This window comes from Salibacterium aidingense DSM 18341, assembly GCF_000429685.1.
Classification (GTDB): Bacteria; Bacillota; Bacilli; order Bacillales; family Marinococcaceae; genus Salibacterium; species Salibacterium aidingense.
On record NZ_AUCI01000027.1, the window covers coordinates 16,018 to 36,610 of the forward strand.

Annotated in this window: 19 protein-coding genes; 2 read left to right on the plus strand and 17 right to left on the minus strand. The window is 46.2% G+C overall.

Annotated elements, in window-relative coordinates; translation table 11 throughout:
- Positions 1 to 4: 4 nt before the first annotated feature.
- The 5 genes from G475_RS0118870 to uxaC form a co-directional block, all read right to left on the minus strand.
- A complete protein-coding gene (locus G475_RS0118870; protein ID WP_051302722.1) occupies positions 5 to 523 on the minus strand; it encodes a TRAP transporter small permease in 519 nt (172 codons plus the stop codon).
- A gap of 372 nt (positions 524 to 895) precedes the next feature.
- Positions 896 to 1,936 carry a TRAP transporter substrate-binding protein gene (locus tag G475_RS0118880; protein WP_026702603.1) on the minus strand — a complete coding sequence of 347 codons (1,041 nt, stop codon included), beginning with the start codon at positions 1,934 to 1,936 and terminating at the stop codon, positions 896 to 898.
- Positions 1,937 to 1,991: 55 nt separating this feature from the next.
- Positions 1,992 to 2,843, minus strand: coding sequence for an SDR family oxidoreductase (locus tag G475_RS0118885; protein WP_026702604.1), 852 nt, complete (start codon positions 2,841 to 2,843; stop codon positions 1,992 to 1,994).
- 3 nt (positions 2,844 to 2,846) lie between these two features.
- Positions 2,847 to 3,890, minus strand: a complete 1,044-nt coding sequence (gene uxuA / locus G475_RS0118890) for a mannonate dehydratase (RefSeq protein ID WP_026702605.1) — start codon at positions 3,888 to 3,890, stop codon at positions 2,847 to 2,849.
- A gap of 17 nt (positions 3,891 to 3,907) precedes the next feature.
- Positions 3,908 to 5,308, minus strand: coding sequence for a glucuronate isomerase (gene uxaC / locus G475_RS0118895; RefSeq protein WP_026702606.1), 1,401 nt, complete (start codon positions 5,306 to 5,308; stop codon positions 3,908 to 3,910).
- Positions 5,309 to 5,491: 183 nt separating this feature from the next.
- On the opposite strand from uxaC, the gene G475_RS0118900 reads away from it, so the two are divergent.
- Positions 5,492 to 6,679 carry an ROK family transcriptional regulator gene (locus G475_RS0118900; RefSeq protein ID WP_026702607.1) on the plus strand — a complete coding sequence of 396 codons (1,188 nt, stop codon included), beginning with the start codon at positions 5,492 to 5,494 and terminating at the stop codon, positions 6,677 to 6,679.
- 38 nt (positions 6,680 to 6,717) lie between these two features.
- Here G475_RS0118900 and G475_RS0118905 read toward each other — a convergent pair whose 3' ends face one another.
- From G475_RS0118905 to G475_RS0118930, 6 genes are all read right to left on the minus strand, one after another.
- Positions 6,718 to 7,149, minus strand: coding sequence for a VOC family protein (locus G475_RS0118905; protein ID WP_026702608.1), 432 nt, complete (start codon positions 7,147 to 7,149; stop codon positions 6,718 to 6,720).
- Between the two features lie 123 nt (positions 7,150 to 7,272).
- Positions 7,273 to 7,860, minus strand: a complete 588-nt coding sequence (locus G475_RS0118910) for an ATP-dependent Clp protease proteolytic subunit (RefSeq protein WP_026702609.1) — start codon at positions 7,858 to 7,860, stop codon at positions 7,273 to 7,275.
- Positions 7,861 to 7,874: 14 nt separating this feature from the next.
- Positions 7,875 to 8,531 carry an RNA polymerase sigma factor gene (locus G475_RS0118915; RefSeq protein ID WP_026702610.1) on the minus strand — a complete coding sequence of 219 codons (657 nt, stop codon included), beginning with the start codon at positions 8,529 to 8,531 and terminating at the stop codon, positions 7,875 to 7,877.
- A 143-nt stretch (positions 8,532 to 8,674) separates the two neighbouring features.
- Positions 8,675 to 10,381 carry an S-layer homology domain-containing protein gene (locus tag G475_RS26505; RefSeq protein WP_051302724.1) on the minus strand — a complete coding sequence of 569 codons (1,707 nt, stop codon included), beginning with the start codon at positions 10,379 to 10,381 and terminating at the stop codon, positions 8,675 to 8,677.
- 436 nt (positions 10,382 to 10,817) lie between these two features.
- On the minus strand, positions 10,818 to 11,777 hold the full coding sequence (locus tag G475_RS0118925; protein ID WP_026702611.1) for an LLM class flavin-dependent oxidoreductase: 960 nt from the start codon (positions 11,775 to 11,777) through the stop codon (positions 10,818 to 10,820).
- 16 nt (positions 11,778 to 11,793) lie between these two features.
- Complete coding sequence (locus G475_RS0118930) at positions 11,794 to 12,417, minus strand: HAD family hydrolase (protein ID WP_026702612.1); 624 nt, start codon at positions 12,415 to 12,417, stop codon at positions 11,794 to 11,796.
- A 158-nt stretch (positions 12,418 to 12,575) separates the two neighbouring features.
- Here G475_RS0118930 and G475_RS0118935 point away from each other — a divergent pair, with 158 nt between their 5' ends.
- Positions 12,576 to 12,998 carry a DUF4064 domain-containing protein gene (locus tag G475_RS0118935; protein ID WP_026702613.1) on the plus strand — a complete coding sequence of 141 codons (423 nt, stop codon included), beginning with the start codon at positions 12,576 to 12,578 and terminating at the stop codon, positions 12,996 to 12,998.
- Positions 12,999 to 13,203: 205 nt separating this feature from the next.
- Here the strand turns inward: G475_RS0118935 and G475_RS0118940 are convergent, their stop codons facing one another.
- The 6 genes from G475_RS0118940 to asnB all read right to left on the minus strand — a co-directional run bounded on the left by G475_RS0118940 (position 13,204) and on the right by asnB (position 20,576).
- Complete coding sequence (locus G475_RS0118940; protein ID WP_026702614.1) at positions 13,204 to 14,034, minus strand: ABC transporter permease; 831 nt, start codon at positions 14,032 to 14,034, stop codon at positions 13,204 to 13,206.
- Positions 14,031 to 15,020, minus strand: a complete 990-nt coding sequence (locus tag G475_RS0118945) for an ATP-binding cassette domain-containing protein (protein ID WP_026702615.1) — start codon at positions 15,018 to 15,020, stop codon at positions 14,031 to 14,033. Before G475_RS0118945 ends, G475_RS0118940 begins: the two co-directional genes overlap by 4 nt.
- Positions 15,021 to 15,177: 157 nt before the next feature.
- The gene (locus G475_RS0118950; protein WP_026702616.1) at positions 15,178 to 15,798 is read right to left on the minus strand and encodes an FMN-dependent NADH-azoreductase; all 621 of its coding nucleotides are present in this window, start codon (positions 15,796 to 15,798) and stop codon (positions 15,178 to 15,180) included.
- Positions 15,799 to 15,943: 145 nt separating this feature from the next.
- Complete coding sequence (locus tag G475_RS0118955) at positions 15,944 to 16,582, minus strand: response regulator (RefSeq protein ID WP_026702617.1); 639 nt, start codon at positions 16,580 to 16,582, stop codon at positions 15,944 to 15,946.
- Positions 16,572 to 18,440, minus strand: coding sequence for a sensor histidine kinase (locus G475_RS0118960; RefSeq protein ID WP_233275818.1), 1,869 nt, complete (start codon positions 18,438 to 18,440; stop codon positions 16,572 to 16,574). The genes G475_RS0118955 and G475_RS0118960 overlap by 11 nt, the downstream gene beginning before the upstream one ends.
- Before the next feature lie 261 nt (positions 18,441 to 18,701).
- On the minus strand, positions 18,702 to 20,576 hold the full coding sequence (gene asnB, locus G475_RS0118965) for an asparagine synthase (glutamine-hydrolyzing) (RefSeq protein WP_026702619.1): 1,875 nt from the start codon (positions 20,574 to 20,576) through the stop codon (positions 18,702 to 18,704).
- Positions 20,577 to 20,593: the final 17 nt, after the last annotated feature.

Sequence of the window (20,593 nt, forward strand, 5' to 3'; positions counted from 1 at the left end):
TCACCTACTCTCTAATGACTTCTCCTTCTGTTTGAGCATTCTGCTCCCGGTTTTCGAGCTCATTTTTCCGTTCACTCATATTGACGAGCTGAAAAAAGATGATGAGACATCCCGATATGGGCAGGATCATATATACCCATCCCATGGGAATATTAAGAATAGGTGTTGACTGTCCCATCGTTGAATTGGATAAATCCCAGCCTCCAAGGATAAGAACGGCTATACAGAAGGCTATTACTAAACCGTCGATGAGCCATTGCAAGGCTAAAGCTTTTTTATCTTTCCATTTATTTTTCAGAAACACAATCGCTAAATGCTCATTCACGCTAAACGCATACGCTGCTCCCAAGAGAGCCACCCATATCAAAAGAAACTTAAGAAGCTCTTCCGTATATACGCTGGGGTCTCCCAGCACATAGCGGGTAAACACCTGCCAGAATGCCCCCGCCACCATAATGACAGTTAGTATGGAAGCAACAATCATTACAATTCTGCTGATGAAGGTTTTTATTTTATTCAGCATAAATGCCCTCCTTCTCCTGATTATCCCCGTCCCGCTTCAAATCATTGGCAGCACTTTTGGAGCCTGTTCCAGGGTAAAAATGTCCTTTTTGTTTCCATCCACGCTTGCCTTTGTCAAAATAAGCAAAGTGCCACACATGTTCTCCTATCAGCGATCCTAAAGTATCAAATGTTGCATAAGAGTCTTGTAAAAATTCGATTTGAAATTTTTTCAGAGAACATGACAGGAGGATAATTATGCATCCTGGAGGCCGCGTCCGCCCCGGCGTCTGTTTGTTATTGGATATAGCATGACTCATCCCTTCTCTGGTTTAAGAATGAGAATTCATTGCCTCAGCTGTAAAACCGAGAGCAATGAATTCTGAAAAAAGGACTAACGCAAAGATTCAAATTCATCAAGCAGGTCCGCAATCGCTTCGTCTTCCCGGTACTCTTCAATCATCGGTTCGACAGCTTCGCGGAAAGGCTCTTTATCTACTTCATAAAATTCTACGCCCATTTCTTCTGCTTCCGTTTTTGCATCTTCCACTGCTTCCGCCCAAAGTTCTTTCTGGGTTTCTGTCGATTCTTCCGCAGCCGTCTTTATAATTTCCTGCTGGTTTTCCGACAAGCTGTTCCACGTATCTGCACTCATCACTGCAATATCAGGAATGCGGGTATGCTGATCATATGAAAACGCTTTGGCTACCTCCCCGTGGTTCCCGGTTGTTAATGCTGTGGGATTGCTTTCTGCCCCGTCAATAACACCCTGCTGCAGACCGGTATAAATGTCACCGTACGGCATAGGCGTCGGAGAACCACCCATAGCTTCTACCATTTCAATCTGGGTTTCACTATCCATTACACGAATTTTCTTGCCTTCCAGATCACTTGGCTCTTCGATCGGTGTGTCCTTCGTATAAAAACTGCGTGCCCCGGAATCATAGTAAGTCAAACCGACAAATCCTTCTTCTTCTGTACTTTCATACAGTTCCTGAACGGCATCGGATTCCATGCTTTCAAAGAAATGGTCTTCGTCTTCAAACACGTAAGGAAGGCTAAACACAGAATATTCGGAAGCAAAGTTTTCCAATGCTCCTGCCGAAACCTTAGTCATATCAATTCCGCCGTTTTGCACCTGCTCCAGCACTTCATTTTCTGAACCCAGGGTTCCGTTTGGAAAGATTTCCACCGACAAATTTCCATCCGAGTTTTCTTCCACCCGTTCTTTAAAGTCTACCAGCCCCTGATGTACTGGATGGTCTTCCCCCAGATTATGGGCAAGCCTCAAGTCGTGGGACTCCTCTTCCTGTGATGTGCTGTCCCCATCTGAAGAACCGCCGTTATCTCCCGATGATTGTTCCTCTCCGTTTCCGCATGCCGCACCAAACAATAACAAACTTCCTATTCCTATTGCTTTCAAATACTTTTTCATAGTTACTCTCTCCTTTTATGATTGAAATCCTTTTCAAAAGATGTACTTTATAGCTTTACACCCCGGAATATGCCGAAAATCCACCATCAATTGGGACGACAATACCGTTGACAAAACCGGAGGACTGTTGATCCACGAGCCAAAGCAGCGTTCCGATGAGTTCCTCCGGCTTTCCGAAACGTTCCATCGGAGTCTGGGATAAAATCTTATTGGCGCGGGCGCTGAATTCTCCGTTTTCATCAAATAATAAGTCCCTGTTCTGCTCGGTCTGGAAGAATCCCGGCGCCATCGCGTTCACCCGGACCCCGGTTTTCGAAAAATGAACGGCCAGCCATTGCGTGAAATTGCTGATCGCTGACTTAGCACCACTGTAGGCCGGGATTTTCGTTAACGGACGGACGGCATTCATTGAGGAAATGTTGATAATCGAAGCATCCACTTCCTTTACCATCTCTTGGGAAAATACCTGTGTCGGTATTAAAGTACCCAGATAATTCAATTGAAATAATTCTTCCACCGCTTCCGGCTCCAGATCAAAGAATGTCTGATTGTGCTCATCCTGCAGATCTTCCAATGAAAATCGTTCACTGGTAGTGGTGGCTTTGGGATGATTGCCGCCAGCTCCATTGATTAAAATTTGACATGGACCAAATCTTTCTTTGACTTCCTGATGAACCTCTTCCAATGCCTTCTTATCCAATACATCCACGCTGTATCCGAGGCATTCCCCCCCTTGCTGTGTAATGCGTGACGTCACGCTATCCACCTTTTCCTTATTTCGGGCAAGGACGACAACCCTGGCGCCGGCGGCTGCCAGCGCTTCACTAAACACGGAGCCCAACACCCCGCTGCCGCCTGTCACAACTGCTGTCTTATTTTTTAAATTTATGTGAAAAGGTAGCTGCATTCTTCATTCTCCTGTCTTTTCTTCTAGTGTATCGATGATCCCATTCAAATACGCAGCCCCCAGGGCTCTATCGTATAACCCGTACCCCGGCCGGCCGGTTTCTCCCCAGATCATCCGGCCATGGTCCGGCCGGATTGGCCCGGAAAAACCAACATCATGCAATTTTTGCAGTATAGCCGTCAGATCAAGAGAACCGTCTTTGATAGAATGAGAAGTTTCCTGAAATGAGCGTGATCCGATCCATTTCACATTCCGGGCATGGACAAAATGGATACGCCCTTTTGCTGCCTCGATAATACCGTTCAAATCATTTTCCGGGTTAGCCCCGTAGGAGCCGGTACAGAACGTGACTCCGTTATTCGGACTGTCTACCCTGCGAAGCATATACTTCACATTTTCTTTGTTGGTGACCACCCGTGGCAGTCCAAAGATCGGCCAGGGTGGATCATCTGGGTGGATCGCCAGCAAAACGTCTTCCTCTTCGGCGACTGGAATAACCTGTTCTAAAAAGTAAATCAGGTTTTCCATCAGCTGCTCTTCTGACATAGATTGATAGGCATCCATTATTTTCCTTAAATCTTCGCTCTGGTAGGAAAGATCCCAGCCGGGCAGTGTCAGTTCTCCGCTCAGCGGATCGAGCTGCCGCACCGTCTCTTCGTCGTATTTTAATGAATTCGAGCCGTCCGGCAGCTCTGCCTCAAGTTCTGAACGTGTCCAGTCAAAGACAGGCATGAAATTATAGCAGATGGTGCGGATTCCTGCCCTAGAAAGATTCCGGATGGTTTCTTTATAGTTTTCTATCCACTTATCGCGGGAGGCCGCGCCCATTTTTACTTCTTCATGAACGGGAACGCTTTCAATGACATTTAGTTTTAAGCCTTGTTGAGCGATGGTTTGTTTTAACCGCTCTATCCGTTCAAGCGGCCAGACTTCCCCGGCCGGGATGTCATACACCGCGGAAACGATACCCGTCATTCCCGGAATCTGCCGGATATCTTCCAGCGTTACCGGATCGTCCTCTCCATACCAGCGGAAACTCATTTCCATCTGTTTCCCCTCCATCTCTATGAAAGTTTGAAATAACGTTTGGCATTGTAATAGCAGATATCCTGCACGTATTGTTGGAGAAGCTCCATATCTTTCGGTGCTCTGCCGCGGTCCACCCAGCTGCCGAGCAGGCTGCATAAAATTCTTCGGAAGTACTCGTGCCGGGAAAAGGATAAAAAGCTTCTCGAATCCGTCAGCATCCCGATGAAATTACTGATCAGCCCCGTATTCGCAAGAATTTTCATCTGATTTTCCATTCCGTCGATGTGGTCGTTGAACCACCAGGCCGTGCCGAACTGGATTTTCCCGGGAACTTCATCGTTTTGATAATTTCCTGCTGCTGTGGCGAGAATATAATTATCGCGGGCATCCAGGCTGTACAGCACCGTTTTCGGCAGGGCGTCCTTTGCCTCTAATGTATCGAGAAAATGGGAAAGCGGTCTGGCGAGCAGATCGTCTCCAATGGAGTCAAAACCGCTGTCCGGGCCGAGTTTTTCAAACATTTTCGTATTATTGTTCCGCAGCGCACCGATATGGAGCTGCATGACCCAGCCTTTTGCTGCATACATCTCTGCCAGACTCAACAGAGTGTAGGTTTTATACTGTTCGATTTCCTTGGCCGTTAAGTCTTTTCCGTCTCTCCACTTTTGAAACACTGTTTCTGCATCTGTTTTTAACGCAGGTTCATAAAACATGGCGGTGATCCCATGATCTGAACTGCGGCAGCCAAGGGAATCGAAGTATTCCACCCGCTTTGAGAGGGCTGTCAGCAGATCTTCATACTTTTCAATAGGAATGCCGGCTGCCTCTTCCAGATCCTTCAGCCATCCTGTGAAACCGTCTTTTTCAATCTGAATTCCTTTATCCGGACGGAATGACGGGGACACTGCCACCTCGAATCCTTCATTATGGAGCTGTTTATGCGAAGCCAAGTCATCCGCCGGATCATCGGTAGTGCCGACAAACGCGACATTGTCTCTTTTCAACAGCGAACGTACAGAAAAGTCGGAGTGCTGCAGCTTCTCATTAGCCTGTTTCCATATTTCCGGGGCCGTATTATCATCCAGGAGTTCGTCTATTCCGAAATAGCGCTGCAGCTCCAAATGCGTCCAGTGATACAATGGATTGCCGAGAAGCTTTGGAACGGTTCTCGCCCACGCTTCAAATTTCTCATAGTTGCTTTTATTTCCCGTAATAAATGATTCATGAATGCCGTTCGCTCTCATCGCCCGCCATTTATAATGATCTCCGGCAAGCCAGATTTCAGAGATATCGCTATAATTTTTGTCTTCCAGAATTTCTTCCGGTGGTAAATGGTTGTGATAATCAATAATCGGCATTTGTTTCGCAAAGTTGTGATAAAGCTCTTTCGCCGTGTCTCCTTCGAGCAGAAAGTCTTCAGAAATAAACGTTTTCATTAATACGGATACCTCCCGTAAGTAAAAATCCAGCTTCTCATAATTTATTTGTTTACTAAACAAATTATTAATTATATACTATATGTAAGCGTTACATTTTTCAAGATGTTTTTTTTAATTTTTTATACCAAAGTCCTACTACCATTTTTTGTTATACTGGGTTGGACAAGGAGGGAAACGATTGTGGATACGGGGGATGCAAGTTATATTAAACAACTGAACCGCAGGATTTTAATCGAAGAGATTATAAAAAATATATCGTTATCTAGAAGTGATTTATCCCGGAACACTGGGTTAAATAAAGCTACGATTTCTGTGCAGGTGAATGAATTAATCAATGAAAATATTGTTGTAGAAAAAACGGAAGGAGAGTCCGTTACACGCGGACGCAAACCCATCCTGCTGGAGATTAACGGCAGAGCCGGGTATAGTATAGGAATCGACATCGACGAATTAAGTATTCATCTGGCTTTCTGCGATTTAAAAGGAAATCTGTTTCATAAACAGAGCATTCCATTGGAAACAGCGGATTTTGATGAGGTCCTCCATCAGTTATTACATCATCTCTCCTCTGCTGTCTCCCATTTTAATGAACAATACCATCCCATCGGCCTGATTGGGATCGGGGTTGGAATTCACGGAATTGTCAGCAACACCAATGAAATTATTTATACTCCAAAACAGCAGTGGTCCCACCTGCACGTGGAAAATAAGTTAAAAGAAACGTTTGATACACCCGTGTATGTCGATAATAATGCCAATCTTTGTGTATTTGCCGAACAAGTCTACTATGAACATATCCCGGATTTGTTCTGTATTACGCTCTATTCCGGGATCGGCCTCGGCATTATTAATAATCATGACATCTACCGCGGGTACCATGGGTTTGCCGGAGAAATCGGCCATATGATCGTGGAGCCGGAAGGCCTCCCCTGCCCCTGCGGCAACAAAGGCTGCTGGGAATTGTACGCCTCTGAAAACATATTAAAAAAGAAACTAAATGGCAGATATCCCGGTTTATCCGCTCAGGAAAGCATCGAACGGCTATTAGCATCCACAGAAGAGGATGAGTTACTGGACCAGTATTTAGACTATTTTGCGATTGGCCTGAACAACATTATTAACATCTTCAACCCCGAAAAAATTATTTTGAACGGCGCCATCATCAACGGCCACACTCATTTTATTGATAAACTGGAGGAGAAGTTAACCTCTAAGTTCAATAATTATCTTCAAATCCGTGCTTCCTGTCTTGGAGATGATGCCTGCGCCCTCGGCGGTGCCGCCGTAGCGCTGAAAAACTTTTTCGGGGTGAACATACTCAATCACGTCAACTACCATTATTTCAAATCTGACCTGCTGGAAGTATAGGTCTCTTAAGGAATTACTTTATCTATGGTTTATTCTTGTTATTCCATCACCAGCATATCATTATCATCAAATTCCCAGTCCGGCCCGTACGCGACTTCCCAGTAAAATCCGTCCGGGTCGGTAAAGTATCCGCTGTACCCTCCCCAGCTCTGGGTCACCGGTTGGCTGACAATCGTGGCGCCGGCCGCCTCCGCCTGTTTCATCATGACGTCCACTTCCTCTTTGGAGCGAACGTTGTGCGCCAGTGTAAAACGGGGAAAGCCGCCTGATACGTTTGAAGCCGGCGCACCAATTTCTTTTTGAAGCTCTGATAAAGGAAAAAGTTCCAATTTTGTCCCGTCATTGTTAAAAAAGACAATGACCGGCTTTTCTCCCTCGACTGAGGTTTTAAAGCCAAGTCCATCCCTGTAAAATTTCAAGGATTTTGAAATATCCTTTACTGCCAGACAAATAAGGTGAATACTGTTCATTCTTCCAACTCCTTTGCTTATGCTATAGATTTTATTCGACAAAACGATCCACTTCCCTTGTACGAAAAACATATAAAAACCAGTTTCGGTTTAACCGAAACTGGCTGCCATACTCATTTGGAATTAACCTTTGGACTCCAATACGTTGTCAATCACCCCATACTTTTTTGCTTCTTCGGCATTCATGAAGTGGTCCCGTTCCGTATCTTCGGCCACTTTTTCATAAGGCTGATTTGTACGTGCTGCAATATATTCATTGATTCTTTTTTTATTTTGCAAAATTCGTTTCGCATGAATGTCCATGTCTGTCGCCTGCCCCTGCATACCGCCGCTCGGCTGGTGAATCATAATTTCAGCATTAGGAAGGGCCATTCTCTTATTATTCGCTCCACCCATGAGTAACACAGCGCCGAAGGAAGCAGCAAAGCCGGTGCAGATCGTCTGGACATCCGGCTTGATATGATTCATTGTATCGAGAATGGAAAAACCGGCCGTAACGGAACCTCCGGGGCAGTTAATATACATCGAAATATCTTTATTCGGATCCTGCGATGCCAAAAATAACAGCTGAGCCGACACACTGTTGGCCATCGTATCTTCTATCTCTGTGCCTACAAACACAATCCGATCCTTTAACAGACGGGAATAAATATCATAGGTTCTCTCTCCAAGATTTGTTTGTTCCACTACATAAGGAATGACTACGCTCATTGTATCTCTCCTTCTTAGGCGGCTAACCTGAGTTCTGAAGATTTTACCAGCGACCTGCGAGAATAAAGGGTATAAACCGAAGCCTCTTCGGTTAAAAGGCCGGCGATCGTTTGAATATCGCCATCCTGAAGAGCATTTGCATAGAGACTCACGCGCAGAGCTTCTTCGTTTTTCAGGTTTTCCTTTTCCGCAGCCCCGGCTCTCACTTTTGTCCGAACCGTGTGCCTCGCCCGGAATAAATTAGATTTCACTGCCCCTGTACTTAGTTTTGTAAGCATGGCGATTTCTTTTAAACTGCAGCAGCATACTTCTGCCAGCAAAAAAACAACCTGTTGGTTTAGAGAAAGCTTCTTCACCAAGGGACGCAGTAAGTCTTCCAGATCTACATTGCTTTCGTGAAAAATGCTGCCGCTTATTTCGCCTGCGTTGTCAACACTTACAGTGGGAACCTGTTTTTTTCGTTTCTTATCAATCCATGTATTTTTAGCGATGATGGAAAAATAACTCTTTGTTAATTCGGCCTGCTGCTGTTTTCTCCAGCTCCGGAACGCTTTCTCCCAGGTGGTCTGCAGTAAGTCTTCGGCGTCATGTTTGTTTTTCGCCAAATACATACAGGTTTTCCAAGTGGAAGGTAAATAGTGCTCCCATGTCTGCTGAAATTCGTCGCTCACAAAGACCCTCCTTTCCACATGCATATATTCATCCCTATGAACGAAAAAATCATAGAAAAAGATACGGGTATTATGAAATCATTTTAAGGTAAAAAAAAGCCCGCTGCGAAAACTGCTTATTTCACAACAGGCTGCATTATCTTCTATTCACGCCATTCCCACTGCTCTTTGAGAACTTCTGCACGCGGACCGATGCCTTCTTCCATTTCCACAGGATATTCGCGGTGCCATTCCATAAAGGTGCCGTCCCGTTCCAAAATAGTGATCCTATAGGTTTGGCCTTCCTCCTTTTCAAAACGGATCTCATATTCCCCGAAATCCGGATGGTCGTTTTCATTCACTACTTCCAGATTAACCTCATCCAGTTCTGCGTAATCATGAACTTCCTGTACGACATCTTCCAGCGTAACCCCTTCTTCTTTTCCATAGGAAGGATAAATAAACCGCCATACCGGTTCTTCTGTCGGTTCCGTCTCTTCGCTGAAAGCGGCGGAGACAAGCACACCGTCTGCAGCCCCGGAAGACGTATTCTCCACTTCAAAATGTTCCGGTATATACGTTGTGAATGGCATGCCGGGTTCATCCATCAGCTTGAAAGTGTCCTCTTCCTCCATGCCTTCTACTTCAATCGTAAAATCCCGGCTTATTGGACGGGAGCTGCCTTCTTCTGGTTCAAACGCATCCCATGGCACGGTGAATGAAGGAATACCGGCCGCATAGGGTCCGATTTCATAGGGCTGAAAATAGACGGCTGGACCTTCTTCTGTCACATAAAACTGATCTGTCTCCGGATCAATGCCTTCAAATCCGACAATCAAATCAAAATTTGTTCCTTCATCCGGCACGCCTGATCTTACTCTCTCATTAATAATCGATTCATAATCCACATCATCAGAAAATAGGTCCTGCAATTCTACTTTATCCCCTGTGTCCGGGTTAAACGTATAGGCAGTATCATGACTCATCCCATGGGCTCCGCCGGTAAACTCGTATTGTTCAAACACGATACTCAAGTAGTCGCCGCTGTTCTGCTCCACCCGGTAGGTTTCCTGATACTCATAAGCATCCGCCAGGTCTTCGTTTGGCTCTTCCCCGGCAAGCTCCATCACCTTTTCCTGCTCTGCTGCAGACTGGCGGGCGTGTTCCTGAAAAACCTTATTTATGTTCTCCTGACTTGACGCTTTAAGTCCAGTAACTTTTGGATAATAAATATTCTCTGTTTCCTTCTGTGGAAGAATGGCATAGTCCGCACGGAACGACTCCTCCTCCGCTCTAGTTAGAAATACACCAAACTGCGAGCGGGTTACTTCTTCCGAGGGATGGAACGTTAAATCCTCGTATCCCGTCGTTAACCGATGCGCTCCAAGCAGACTGATTTCCTTATAGGCCCAATAGTCCACAGGGACATCCTTATAATCTGCTGTTTCTTCTCCGTCCAGCTCATAAGCCCTGGTTAAAATAGCGGCCATTTGCGCACGCGTCAGAGAATCATTCGGGTGAAACGCTTCTCCCTCGGAAAAAAATCCGGCTTCTACCGCCGCGGCAATTGCCGGGTAGGCGCTGTCTCCTTCCTCCACATCGTCAAAAGACACCGGCGCAGGATCTTCTGTATCCAAATTGTGAACCCGCGCCAGCGTCCGAGCTGCCTGGGAACGAGTGATGTCCTCATTAACTCCGAAGGTTCCATCTTCATAACCTGTTATCATTTCGTGGTCCGCTAAGTATCCTATTTCTTCTTCTGCCCAAAACCCCTGCGAAACGTCCGAAAAGGAAGCTGCCGCAGCGGCGGACGGCTGAGAAATAAACACCGCGGCCAAAGCTGCTGCGGCAATCCCCAGATATTTTTTCATTATGACCCCATCCTTTATTTATAAGTCTTTGTTTCTATTTTACATGATAATCCATTGTAACGTGGAGACATTTCATTATTTTTTCCATCATCAAGTTCTTAGCGGAAGCATGATGCCTCCCCTTCCCTTTCTAATAGGAAATGAATTTTTTCTTATTAAATCTTTACCAATAGAAAGACTTTTCCAACAAAAATCTGACATTATTGCCTTGGCTTTTACAGCTGCAGGGATCAGCTGGTTTCCAATGTTTATCTCCTTAAAGTATTAATCCGCGCCAGCCGTCCTGCGCTTTTTTGTGGCAGACGATTGAATCCGTTATGCCATTCATTAACTTGATTGGATGCATCATCCTTGCTTTCGTGATTTTATATTGTTGGAATAAAAAGAAAAGATAAAGTAAACCTTTTTTCAATGGGTTTCTCGTGTATAAGGCAGCTTACTGCTGGAGGATCTCTTTAGCTATCCGTCTATAAGACTCCTCCCGTTCTTCCGGAGAAAGAATGGTGGAAATGATCATGATTTCATCGGTTCCATAATTTGTTTGACAGGCGATCAGCTGTTCTTTTATTTCCGCAGGATTTCCGACCATCATGTGTTGTCTCATTTCCGCCATTCTCTTTTTTTCTTCTTGTGTCAAAGGAGAAGTGTCTTCTTTTCGAATCGACCACTTGCATGATTCATACGCGATATTTTCCGCTTGTTCTGAAGTTTGGGCACAAACAGCTGAAACTGCGACAATCACTCTGGATTCCTCTCCCAGCTTTCTCGGGATAAAATGATCACGGTACTGCTGTACTATCCCAGCTCCGTCCTTGTCACTCATAAATTGGGCAAAAGCATACGCCGTCCCGCATTCAGCGGCAAGCATTGCACTTTTTCTACTGGTTCCAAGCATCCAGGGAGCCGGTGCCGCCTCCGGTACGGGAGACGCAGACAACGGGGCATGTTCATTGGGAGACGGATACTTATCATCTATAAACTGGAGCAGTTCTCTGGTCAACTCCGGCATCTTCCCTGCATTTTGTAAAAAGTTATCCGATAGCGCATTGGCTGCCTCTGCCGAGCCGCCCGGCGCCCGGCCGATGCCGAGATCGATGCGGCCGGGAAACAATGTAGCAAGCATATTATGTATCTCTGCCACTTTATACGGTTTATAATATGGAAGCAGGACGGCGCCTGTGCCAAGACGGATGGTACTGGTATGGGCTCCAATATAGGGCAGCGTCACTTCCGGAACGGAACCCGCAATTCCATCGAGGTCATGATGTTCTGTCATCCAAAAACGGGTATACCCCAGGTTTTCTGCCAGCCGGGCCAACTCCACCGACTGATTCAGAGCATCCCCCGGCGTCTGGCCGGAAGGGACCGGGGATGGATCAAGAATACTTAATTTCACAATCAGCTTCCTTTCCTTATTCCAACATGATATCAGTTATATCTTGCGGCACTGCGAAGTAATATGCTGGATCAAAACCTTCAGACGTCGCGGCGCCCCATCCTGCTAATCCAAAGTCGACACCGGCTGCCCGGGCGCACTGGCGGTCATAGATCGAGTCTCCAATGTATACTGCTTCTTGCGGTACGGCATGCAACGCTTTCAGACAAGCAAATAACGGTTCGGGATGGGGTTTATGTTTTTCTGTATCATCGGCACAGATCATGTAGTGAAAATAGTCGTTCAGCCCGTATGGCTCAAATTCATCCCTCAGCTCCTGCCTCGTCTTCGAGGTAACAATGGCTGTTTTTTCTGCTTTAGCTGACGCTTCTTTCACTACCTCTTTCATTCCTGGAAACAAGATAACATGGTGAGCATAAGCTTTTGCCCGTTGGGACCAGGCCTCATGAACCCGCTCCGCGTCTATTATGCCAAGTCTCTGCAGGGCTTCTTCTCCCGGTATGCCAAGAGCAAACCGCAAGTTATCTTTTTTATACTCCATTCCCTTCTGTTCGAAAAGAGTCTCCTGTAACGACTGAAGAATCGCTGCCTCCGTATCAATAATCGTACCGTCCACATCAAAAATGATACAATTGTACACAACATTTTCCTCCTCCTGCCGTTTTTTATCATTGTATCCGAATAGTAAAGATGTGGGAATACATTCTTTTATTGAAATAATTATGCCAATGCTGCAGAAATGATATGATAAATGAGGATAGAAGAAGAGGATAGTATGTGGGAAGAGGAGGAAGAGCGTTGAAAAACAGAAAAGCGGAAAAAATTCTAGTTATCTGCGGTATCATCCTTTTTATCATTGGTGCCGGATTTGTTTTTCTATTCGGAACCGTGATTACCAATACTGATTTTGAAACCTTTTTGAACCAAGCGGTACAGAAGGAAACGGGCCAGGACATCCCCGCTGAAGAGTTTGAAGGTTTTTTTGAACAGGCTCAGTCTATCAATTACGGTCTTCATACCGGCTTGATGCTCTTGATTGCTGCCGTTGGTGTGGTCGCATTGTTCACCCGAAACAGCAGCCTATTGTCCGGTATTTTCCTGCTGGCCGGTGCCGGGACCACCGTTATTATCTTCTGGTGGATGATGCTGCCGTTTCTCCCCGCCCTGCTTTATTTCATCGCCGGTTTGATGTTTTTATTGAGAAAACCACAGGCGGCTTGAGGCCATTCCCTCCCCCGCTTTTTAAAATAGTGGTCTCCACCTTTATATGGAGACCACTATTTTCATTTTTTCTTTTTGCCGCCACCTCCAAACAGAAATGGAAGCCACGAACCGGTTTTATTCTTTCTCTAGTGTCTTCTAAACTTAAATAAAGGACACTGCAGGAAAGAATTTCACCCGCAATGTCCTCCATTCTGCATGCTTTCTATTTCCGATAGTACAAATACATTGTCAGCGGCGCGAAGATGGCAACAAGCACCGCCGATACGAGCAGGACCCACCCAACATCCGCCATTGCTGCAGAGCCTTCCATAAACCCACGAACTGCTACGACAAGCATCGAAACGGGATTTATCTCCACAATCGGCTGAAGCCAGCCCGGCATCGTTTGCGGATCAACAAATACGTTACTGATGAATGTTAAAGGAAACAGCACCATCATGCTGGCTCCCATCAATGATTTTTCAGAGCGCATGATGATACCCAGCGTCGTCCAGATCCAGGACAAGCTGAACGAGAAAACAAGTAAAATGGCCACTCCCAGAAGGACGCCGATCACTCCGCCTTCAGGCCGGAACCCGAGAATCAGCCCAAGCGTAATCATGATCGCAGAAGCGGCAGTGTACCGTACTAAATCAACCAGCAGAGCACCCACCAGGACAGAAGGACGCCAGATCGGGAGGGTACGGAAACGGTCGAATACGCCTTTCGTTATATCGTTATTCAATTCAACTCCCGTATACATGGTGATCATAACGACAGTCAATACCAATACTCCGGGCAGGACGAACTGAAGGTATTCAGCTGTAGAACCCGCAATCGCCCCGCCGAACATATACGTGAACATCAACAGAAAGATAATAGGAAAAGCCGTGATATCAAATAACTGTTCGGGAACATATTTGATTTTCAGCAGACTCCTTCCCCCAAATGTCAAGGACGCTGAAACAGGACTTGCTTTTGGCGGACGTTCCCGCGAGGCTAAAGCTGACTGCAAGGCTTCTCTCTGATCTACAGGTTCCATGTTTTTACTCATCCCTGTGCCTCCGTTTCCTCATTTTCTGTTGTTTCCGCGGCCTCCGCTGTTCTTCCGGTCAACGTCAAAAATACTTCATCCAGACTGGGCTGGCCCAGGGAGAAATCAGAAACGGCAATTCCTTCGCGTTCCAATTCTCCTATCGCATGAGCCGCTCGATTTACATCATTGACCCACGTGGAGAGAGCCGATGGATCGGAAGCCAACTCCACAACGGTACCAAGCTTTCTTCCTAATACCTGTTTAGCCAGCTCCCTTGTCTCCGGATGAAACAAACGAACGTGAAGTTTTCCGGAACCCACCGATGATTTCAATTCTCCGCTTGTTCCCTCTGCAATCACTTTTCCCTGATCGATGACCGCGATTCGGTCCGCAAGCTGATCCGCTTCCTCCAAATACTGTGTTGTCAGTAAAACGGTGGTCCCAGCATCTACAAGCATCCGGACTATATCCCACACTTGATTACGGCTTCGAGGATCCAGCCCTGTTGTTGGTTCATCCAAAAACAGGACATCTGGCGTGACGACGATACTGGCGGCAATATCAAGACGACGCTGCATCCCGCCGGAATAGGTCTTCACCTGTTTTTTGGCCGCTTCCCCCAGCCCGAACGCATAAAGCAGTTCTTTGGCACGTTTTTTAGCTTCCGGCTTCGTATATCCCATCAACCGGCCGAGCATCACCAGATTTTCCATACCGGACAAGTCTTTATCCACGGATGCGAACTGACCGGTCATGCTGATCCTGGCCCGCACCTGATCCGCCTCCTCCACGATATCATGCCCAAACACCCTGGCCCGGCCTGCACTTGGCTGAAGCAGCGTCGCAAGCATCCGGATCGTAGTTGTTTTCCCAGCACCATTTGGGCCGAGCACTCCATAAACTGTTCCTTTAGGGACCGTCAGATCTGCCCCGTCCACCGCCCGGGTCTCCCCAAATGTCTTTACTAAACCTTCCGCTTCAATGGCATACGTTTGCTGTTCCATGTCTTTTCCCCCATTCTCTCGCTTCACTGATATAAGGTGTACGCAGGCCGCCGCTGTCAGAAAGAAACATATATCTTCATATTATCAGATTCGAGACAAAAAACTTCTTTTCTATTGCGTTTTTTGAAAAACTTAACGAAAAGCAGGTGCCCTCTCATCAAAATCCAGCTGCTGTTTCTTCGGCCTGACGGAGCCCCTCTTCAATAATGACCTGCTTCGTCTCCGGAAATTGATGATGTCCCTCTATAATGACCGGGGAAATATTAGTAATCCCAAAAAAATTCAGCTGATTTCGAACAAAATTGACGGCCATTTCGTAACGGTCGTCTTCTTCATAAACGCCGCCTCTTGCATTTAATAATACCGCTTTTTTATCAGACAACAATCCCACCTGCCCTTCTTCGGTATATTTGAAAGTTTTACCGGGATGATGCATGAAATCAAAGTACGAATGAAGAACAGCGGGAACGGTTAAATTCCACAGTGGAAAAGCGATCACTATTTTGTCCGCCGCTGTAAATTGTTTCAAATGCCGGACAACAATGTCACGGACTCTCTGTTCCTGTTCTGTCAACTCCTGTTGACGAGCTGATTTGGCATTGCTTTTAATCATAACAGAACCCAAATAGGGCAGCTCTTCTTCATACAAATCGACCTCTTCCACCATATCTTCAGGATGGGTTTGCCGATATTTTCTTAAAAAAGTGTAGTAAAGTTTCATACTCACCGATTCTTCTTCTGAACGGTCACTGGCTTTCACAAATAAAATACGGGCCATTTTTATTCCCTCCATGATGTTTTTATTTACAATGTTCATTTTATATAATTGTTAAATTATTACATCCTTCAACGGATGGAAAAAGGCGTAAAAAAAAGGTCTTACCCTAAACTAAGACCTTGTTCTACGACCTTGGTATGAATGGTTAATCGAACCAATTGTTTTTTATGGCGAAAAGCGCAGCCTGCGTACGATCCTGTACCTCCATTTTACCGAGAATGTTGGTCACATGCGTTTTTACCGTTTTTTCTGAAATATAAAGCGCCGCGGCAATCTCCTTATTACTGAGTCCTAACGTTATTTGTTCCAGTACGTTCTGTTCACGCGGTGTCAGAATGGAGAAATTTTTCCCTGCTTCCTCTTCCGTCGATACGTGAGAAATCAGTTGATTGGTCACCTGAGGATGCAGCGTGCGGGTTCCATCCATTGCTGCTTTTATCGTCTCTGCCAGTACTTCCGGTTCCACATCCTTCAATTGATATCCAATCGCTCCAGCTTTCAATGCAGGAACGACAGATTCCCGATCTGAAAAGCTGGTAAGGATAATTACTTTTACCTCAGGAGCAATTTGTTTGATTTTATGTGTCGCTTCAATCCCATCCATTCCGGGCATGACCACATCCATCAGCACCACGTCTGGGTTGAGCGTCTGGACTTTCTCTAATGCTTCTTCTCCGTCCTGGGCCTGGTCTACGATTTCTATATCCGGCTGGGTTTGAAGAAAAAAGCGCAGCCCCTTCAGCACAACAAGGTGATCATCGACAACGAGTACTTTAATTCTCATATGTACCACCACTTTCATAAGGGATTACTACTGTGATGATGGTGCCGCTTCCTGCCTCACTGCGAATGTCCACTCGACCGTTTAGTTCAGATGCTCTTTCTTTCATACTAGCCATCCCGAGGGAATTGAATGGGTTCACCTTCTCTGGAACAAAACCTCGTCCCCGATCCATAATGATCATTTTTATCTCTTTTTCTTTCTTTTCAATCCGCAGCCAGGCCCGATTTGTGTCCGCATGTTTACTAATATTATTCAACGCTTCCTGTCCAATTTGACAAAAAACTTTTTCTATTGTTTTCGGAAGAGAAGGCGTTTCTTTCATTTGCATGGTTAAGCGTATGTCGAGTTGTTCTGCATATTCTGTTACCGTTCTTAAAAGACCCCGGGCTTCTCCATATGGCCGCAGCTGCCATATAAGCGTCCGCATTTCGGTCAAAGCATTCTGGGCAAGGGTACCGATGTCTTCAGCGGCCTCCCAGGTCTGGGAATTGTTCTCCTTTGCCAGCATTTCTTTGAGTCCCCGGGACATCAACGAAAGGGAGAATAATTTTTGATTGACTGAATCATGGAGATCCCGGGCCAGGCGGTTCCGTTCTTCCGCTAAAAGCAGACCCTGCCACTCTTCATAGAGGCGTATTTTTTCCATAACTAATGAAATATGGTCCGCCAGCACCTCCAGAATATCAAGCTCCACGCTGTTAAAATCCTCGTTATCTCTTCCTATAAATAGCATCCCTATCCTATAGTATTCTTCATGAATATCACGAACTTTTAACGGCAGCCCTGCAGAGTAAGGAGATTGTTTCATAAAGGATAAAATGGGGTCATTCCCTTCATTAAAACAGATACATTGTTCCTCTGCGGATCTCGTGAGTAACGCTTTTACCATTTCTTCATCCTCCAAAGAGAGCGGCTTGTCCATCAAATGGGGGCTGCCTCTATGATAGGAAGAACGCAGTCTTAATCCATTTTCCTGTTTTAATATAACTGCCGATTCGGGCCAGCCAAAGTGTACACTGATTTGTTCCACAATGGAAGTCAGCAGTTTGTCCCAATCCGTGACCTTCCATATATAGCGGGTTACTTCATTGGCGCTTGTATAATAATCCACGATATAACGGGACATATGATCCACGGCCTGTTTTTCTTTCTGTTCATACAATCTGGTCCGTTCTACAGCGGTGCCAATCTGTAACGCAATCGATTCCAGAAGGGCGAGTTCCTCTTCATTGAAATGTTCCTTGCCTGGTGATCCCACATTTAGTACGCCCAGCCGCTCGCCGCGAACCGTAATCGGAACAGTGGCATGGTGGGTTAAATTATGGGTATCCCCTTCAGCGTATTTCACCGCATTATGAAGCCTTTCACATTCAATAATATTGACCGCCTGGCTCAACTGTCCACTCCAGTACAGACCCAGGCAGTAACAGACACTTTCCCGCATCGGGGCTTTATTATCCCTGGCAAGAGCCGGCGGGAGGTTATGGTCGGCTATATGTTCATACTCCGGCTCATCCTCCGCCAGAAAAATCCATCCCGCCTCTAATTGGGTCAGCTCCAGGAGTTTTTCCAAAGTGCTCTGCAGCATCTCCTTCATACTATCACTTTCGTTTAATGTTTCCGCAATCGTTTTGAGAATCAAAAGCTCCTCATAATGCTGGTCGTTTTCCGCAGCCATCTGTTTTTCCTCCTGTATGTTGGAGATTTTACTCTTTACTTCTTCCCGATAGCCAATCGATAATCCTGTTTCCAGTTTAGAAATTTGACTTTCCGTTAAGATGCCGCTATACTTAATCGTGGTCCTTATCCCTACTGTAAGGACGGATACAATCATCCACTTTTTTAACCCTCTCGTCATTCATTTCGACATGCTGGATACCCAAACTGATGAATGAAGAACAATACAGAGAATATAGTTTTAGAGCAATTCACACTGGAGCGGTCTCGGAGCCGCAAGGACGAAAGAGCAGGAAGGGCTTTTGTTGTTTTATGAATCACTACTTTATTTGATGGGAAGCCGGCAGATGCTGTATTTGCCGGCTTTTTAAAATTTGGTTTCATTTTTTGCTGCTTCGCTGTAAAAAGACAGCCACCTCTGTTAAATGAGATGGCTGTCTTTTTATTTCGCGATATCGAGGGGCTGTTTCCTATTGTAAATAAAAGAGTGGTGCCACATTATAAACACGAGCACAGCCCATAGTCTGCGGGAGTAGTCCTGTTTTCCACGGGCATGTTCATCCAGCTGGCGCAGTATTTCTTTTTTATGGAACAGGTGATTGACCGGGCTTTCTTTTATCGTTCGGAGTGCCCAATCGTACAGCTCATGCCGGAGCCAGTGCCGGATCGGAACGGGAAAACCAAGCTTCGGGTTATAAAGGACAGAGTCCGGAACAATGCCGCGCATGGCTTCCCGCAGTACCCGCTTCGTCGTGGATCTCGTCACATTTCTTGCAGCGTTCAATCGAGATGCAGCCTGGAACACCTGTTGATCCAGAAACGGCACTCGCAGCTCCAGGGAATGGGCCATCGTCATCCGATCGGCTTTCACCAGAATATCGCCGCGGAGCCAGGTGAGAAGATCCATGTACTGCATTTTCTGGACCTCGGAATACGAGGCTGCCTGACGGTATATAGGTGCTGTTATTTCTTCAAAGGAATGGATCTCCTTTGTATCCGTAAGGAGCCGAGCCTTCTCGGCTTCCGAATACAGGCTGGCATTTCCGATAAAACGTTTCTCCAGCGGCGTGGTCCCTCGCTCCATAAAGCTTTTTCCTTTCATTCCCTGCGGCAGTCTGGAGGCAGCATATTTCAAGATGGATTGAGCCCAGCCCGGCAGTCCGGATACAGCCTGGAGCGCCTGGGGCTCCTGATAAATCCGATACCCGCCGAAAAGCTCATCCGCCCCCTCTCCGGACAAAACCACTTTCACATGCTTCCTGGCTTCTCTGGCTACAAAATAGAGGGGAATGGCTGCCGGATCGGCAACCGGATCGTCCATATGCCAGATCAACGCAGGGAGCTCCCGTATAACTTCTTCCGGTGTGATGAGACAACTGACATGCTCAACCCCCAGCTGCTCCGCCGTCGCCTGCGCTTCCTCCATTTCACTGTACCCTTCGCGTTCAAAACCGACCGTAAATGTTTTAATACCGGGATGGACTTCTTTTGCCAGGGCTGCAATCGCTGACGAATCCACGCCGCCGGATAAAAAAGCTCCCACCGGCACGTCACTCTGCATGTGCAGATGGACCGCCTCTCTCAGCGCCGTCCGAACAGCATCCTTTTCCTGCTTTTCTGAGGAGGGGACAGGCTGAAAGGAAGGCTTCCAATAGGTTTCTATTTCTAATGGAGCCTCTGGTTTCTTTCGGAAATAACAGCCTGGTTCGAGTTTTTGAATGCCGGCAGACATCGTATACGGCTCCGGGACGTACTGAAAATTTAAGTAGTAATGCGACCCTTTCCCCTGAACCCTATTATTTTCTTTAGCCGGGAACAGACTTTTCTTTTCCGACGCGCAGTACAAACCGTCCTCCGCCTCCCAATAATAAAACGGCTTTATGCCAAAAGCGTCCCGTGCCCCGTAAAGCGTTCCAGCCCTTTTGTCCCATATTAATAAACTGAACATTCCCCGCAGTTCTACAAAGGCAGATTCTTTTTTCATATGGAACAGGGCGGCAATGACTTCCGTATCTGAATGAGTTTGAAAGGTACAACCCTGCTCTTTTAGTTCCCGGCGAAGCTCTTTATAATTATAAATCTCCCCGTTAAACACAATCCAATACCTATCATTTTCAAAAGATAAAGGCTGGCAGCCGCCATCTATATCTATAATGCTTAAACGGCGGAAGCCAAATCGTATGTATTCATCCATGTAATAGCCAATATCATCAGGACCACGGTGCTCTATGATCTCCGTCATACGCTCGATCTGTATTTTTTCCCGCGCCTCCACCGGCTCTCTCTTATCCTTTATGTATCCTACAAAACCACACATAACTGCCTTCCTCCTTC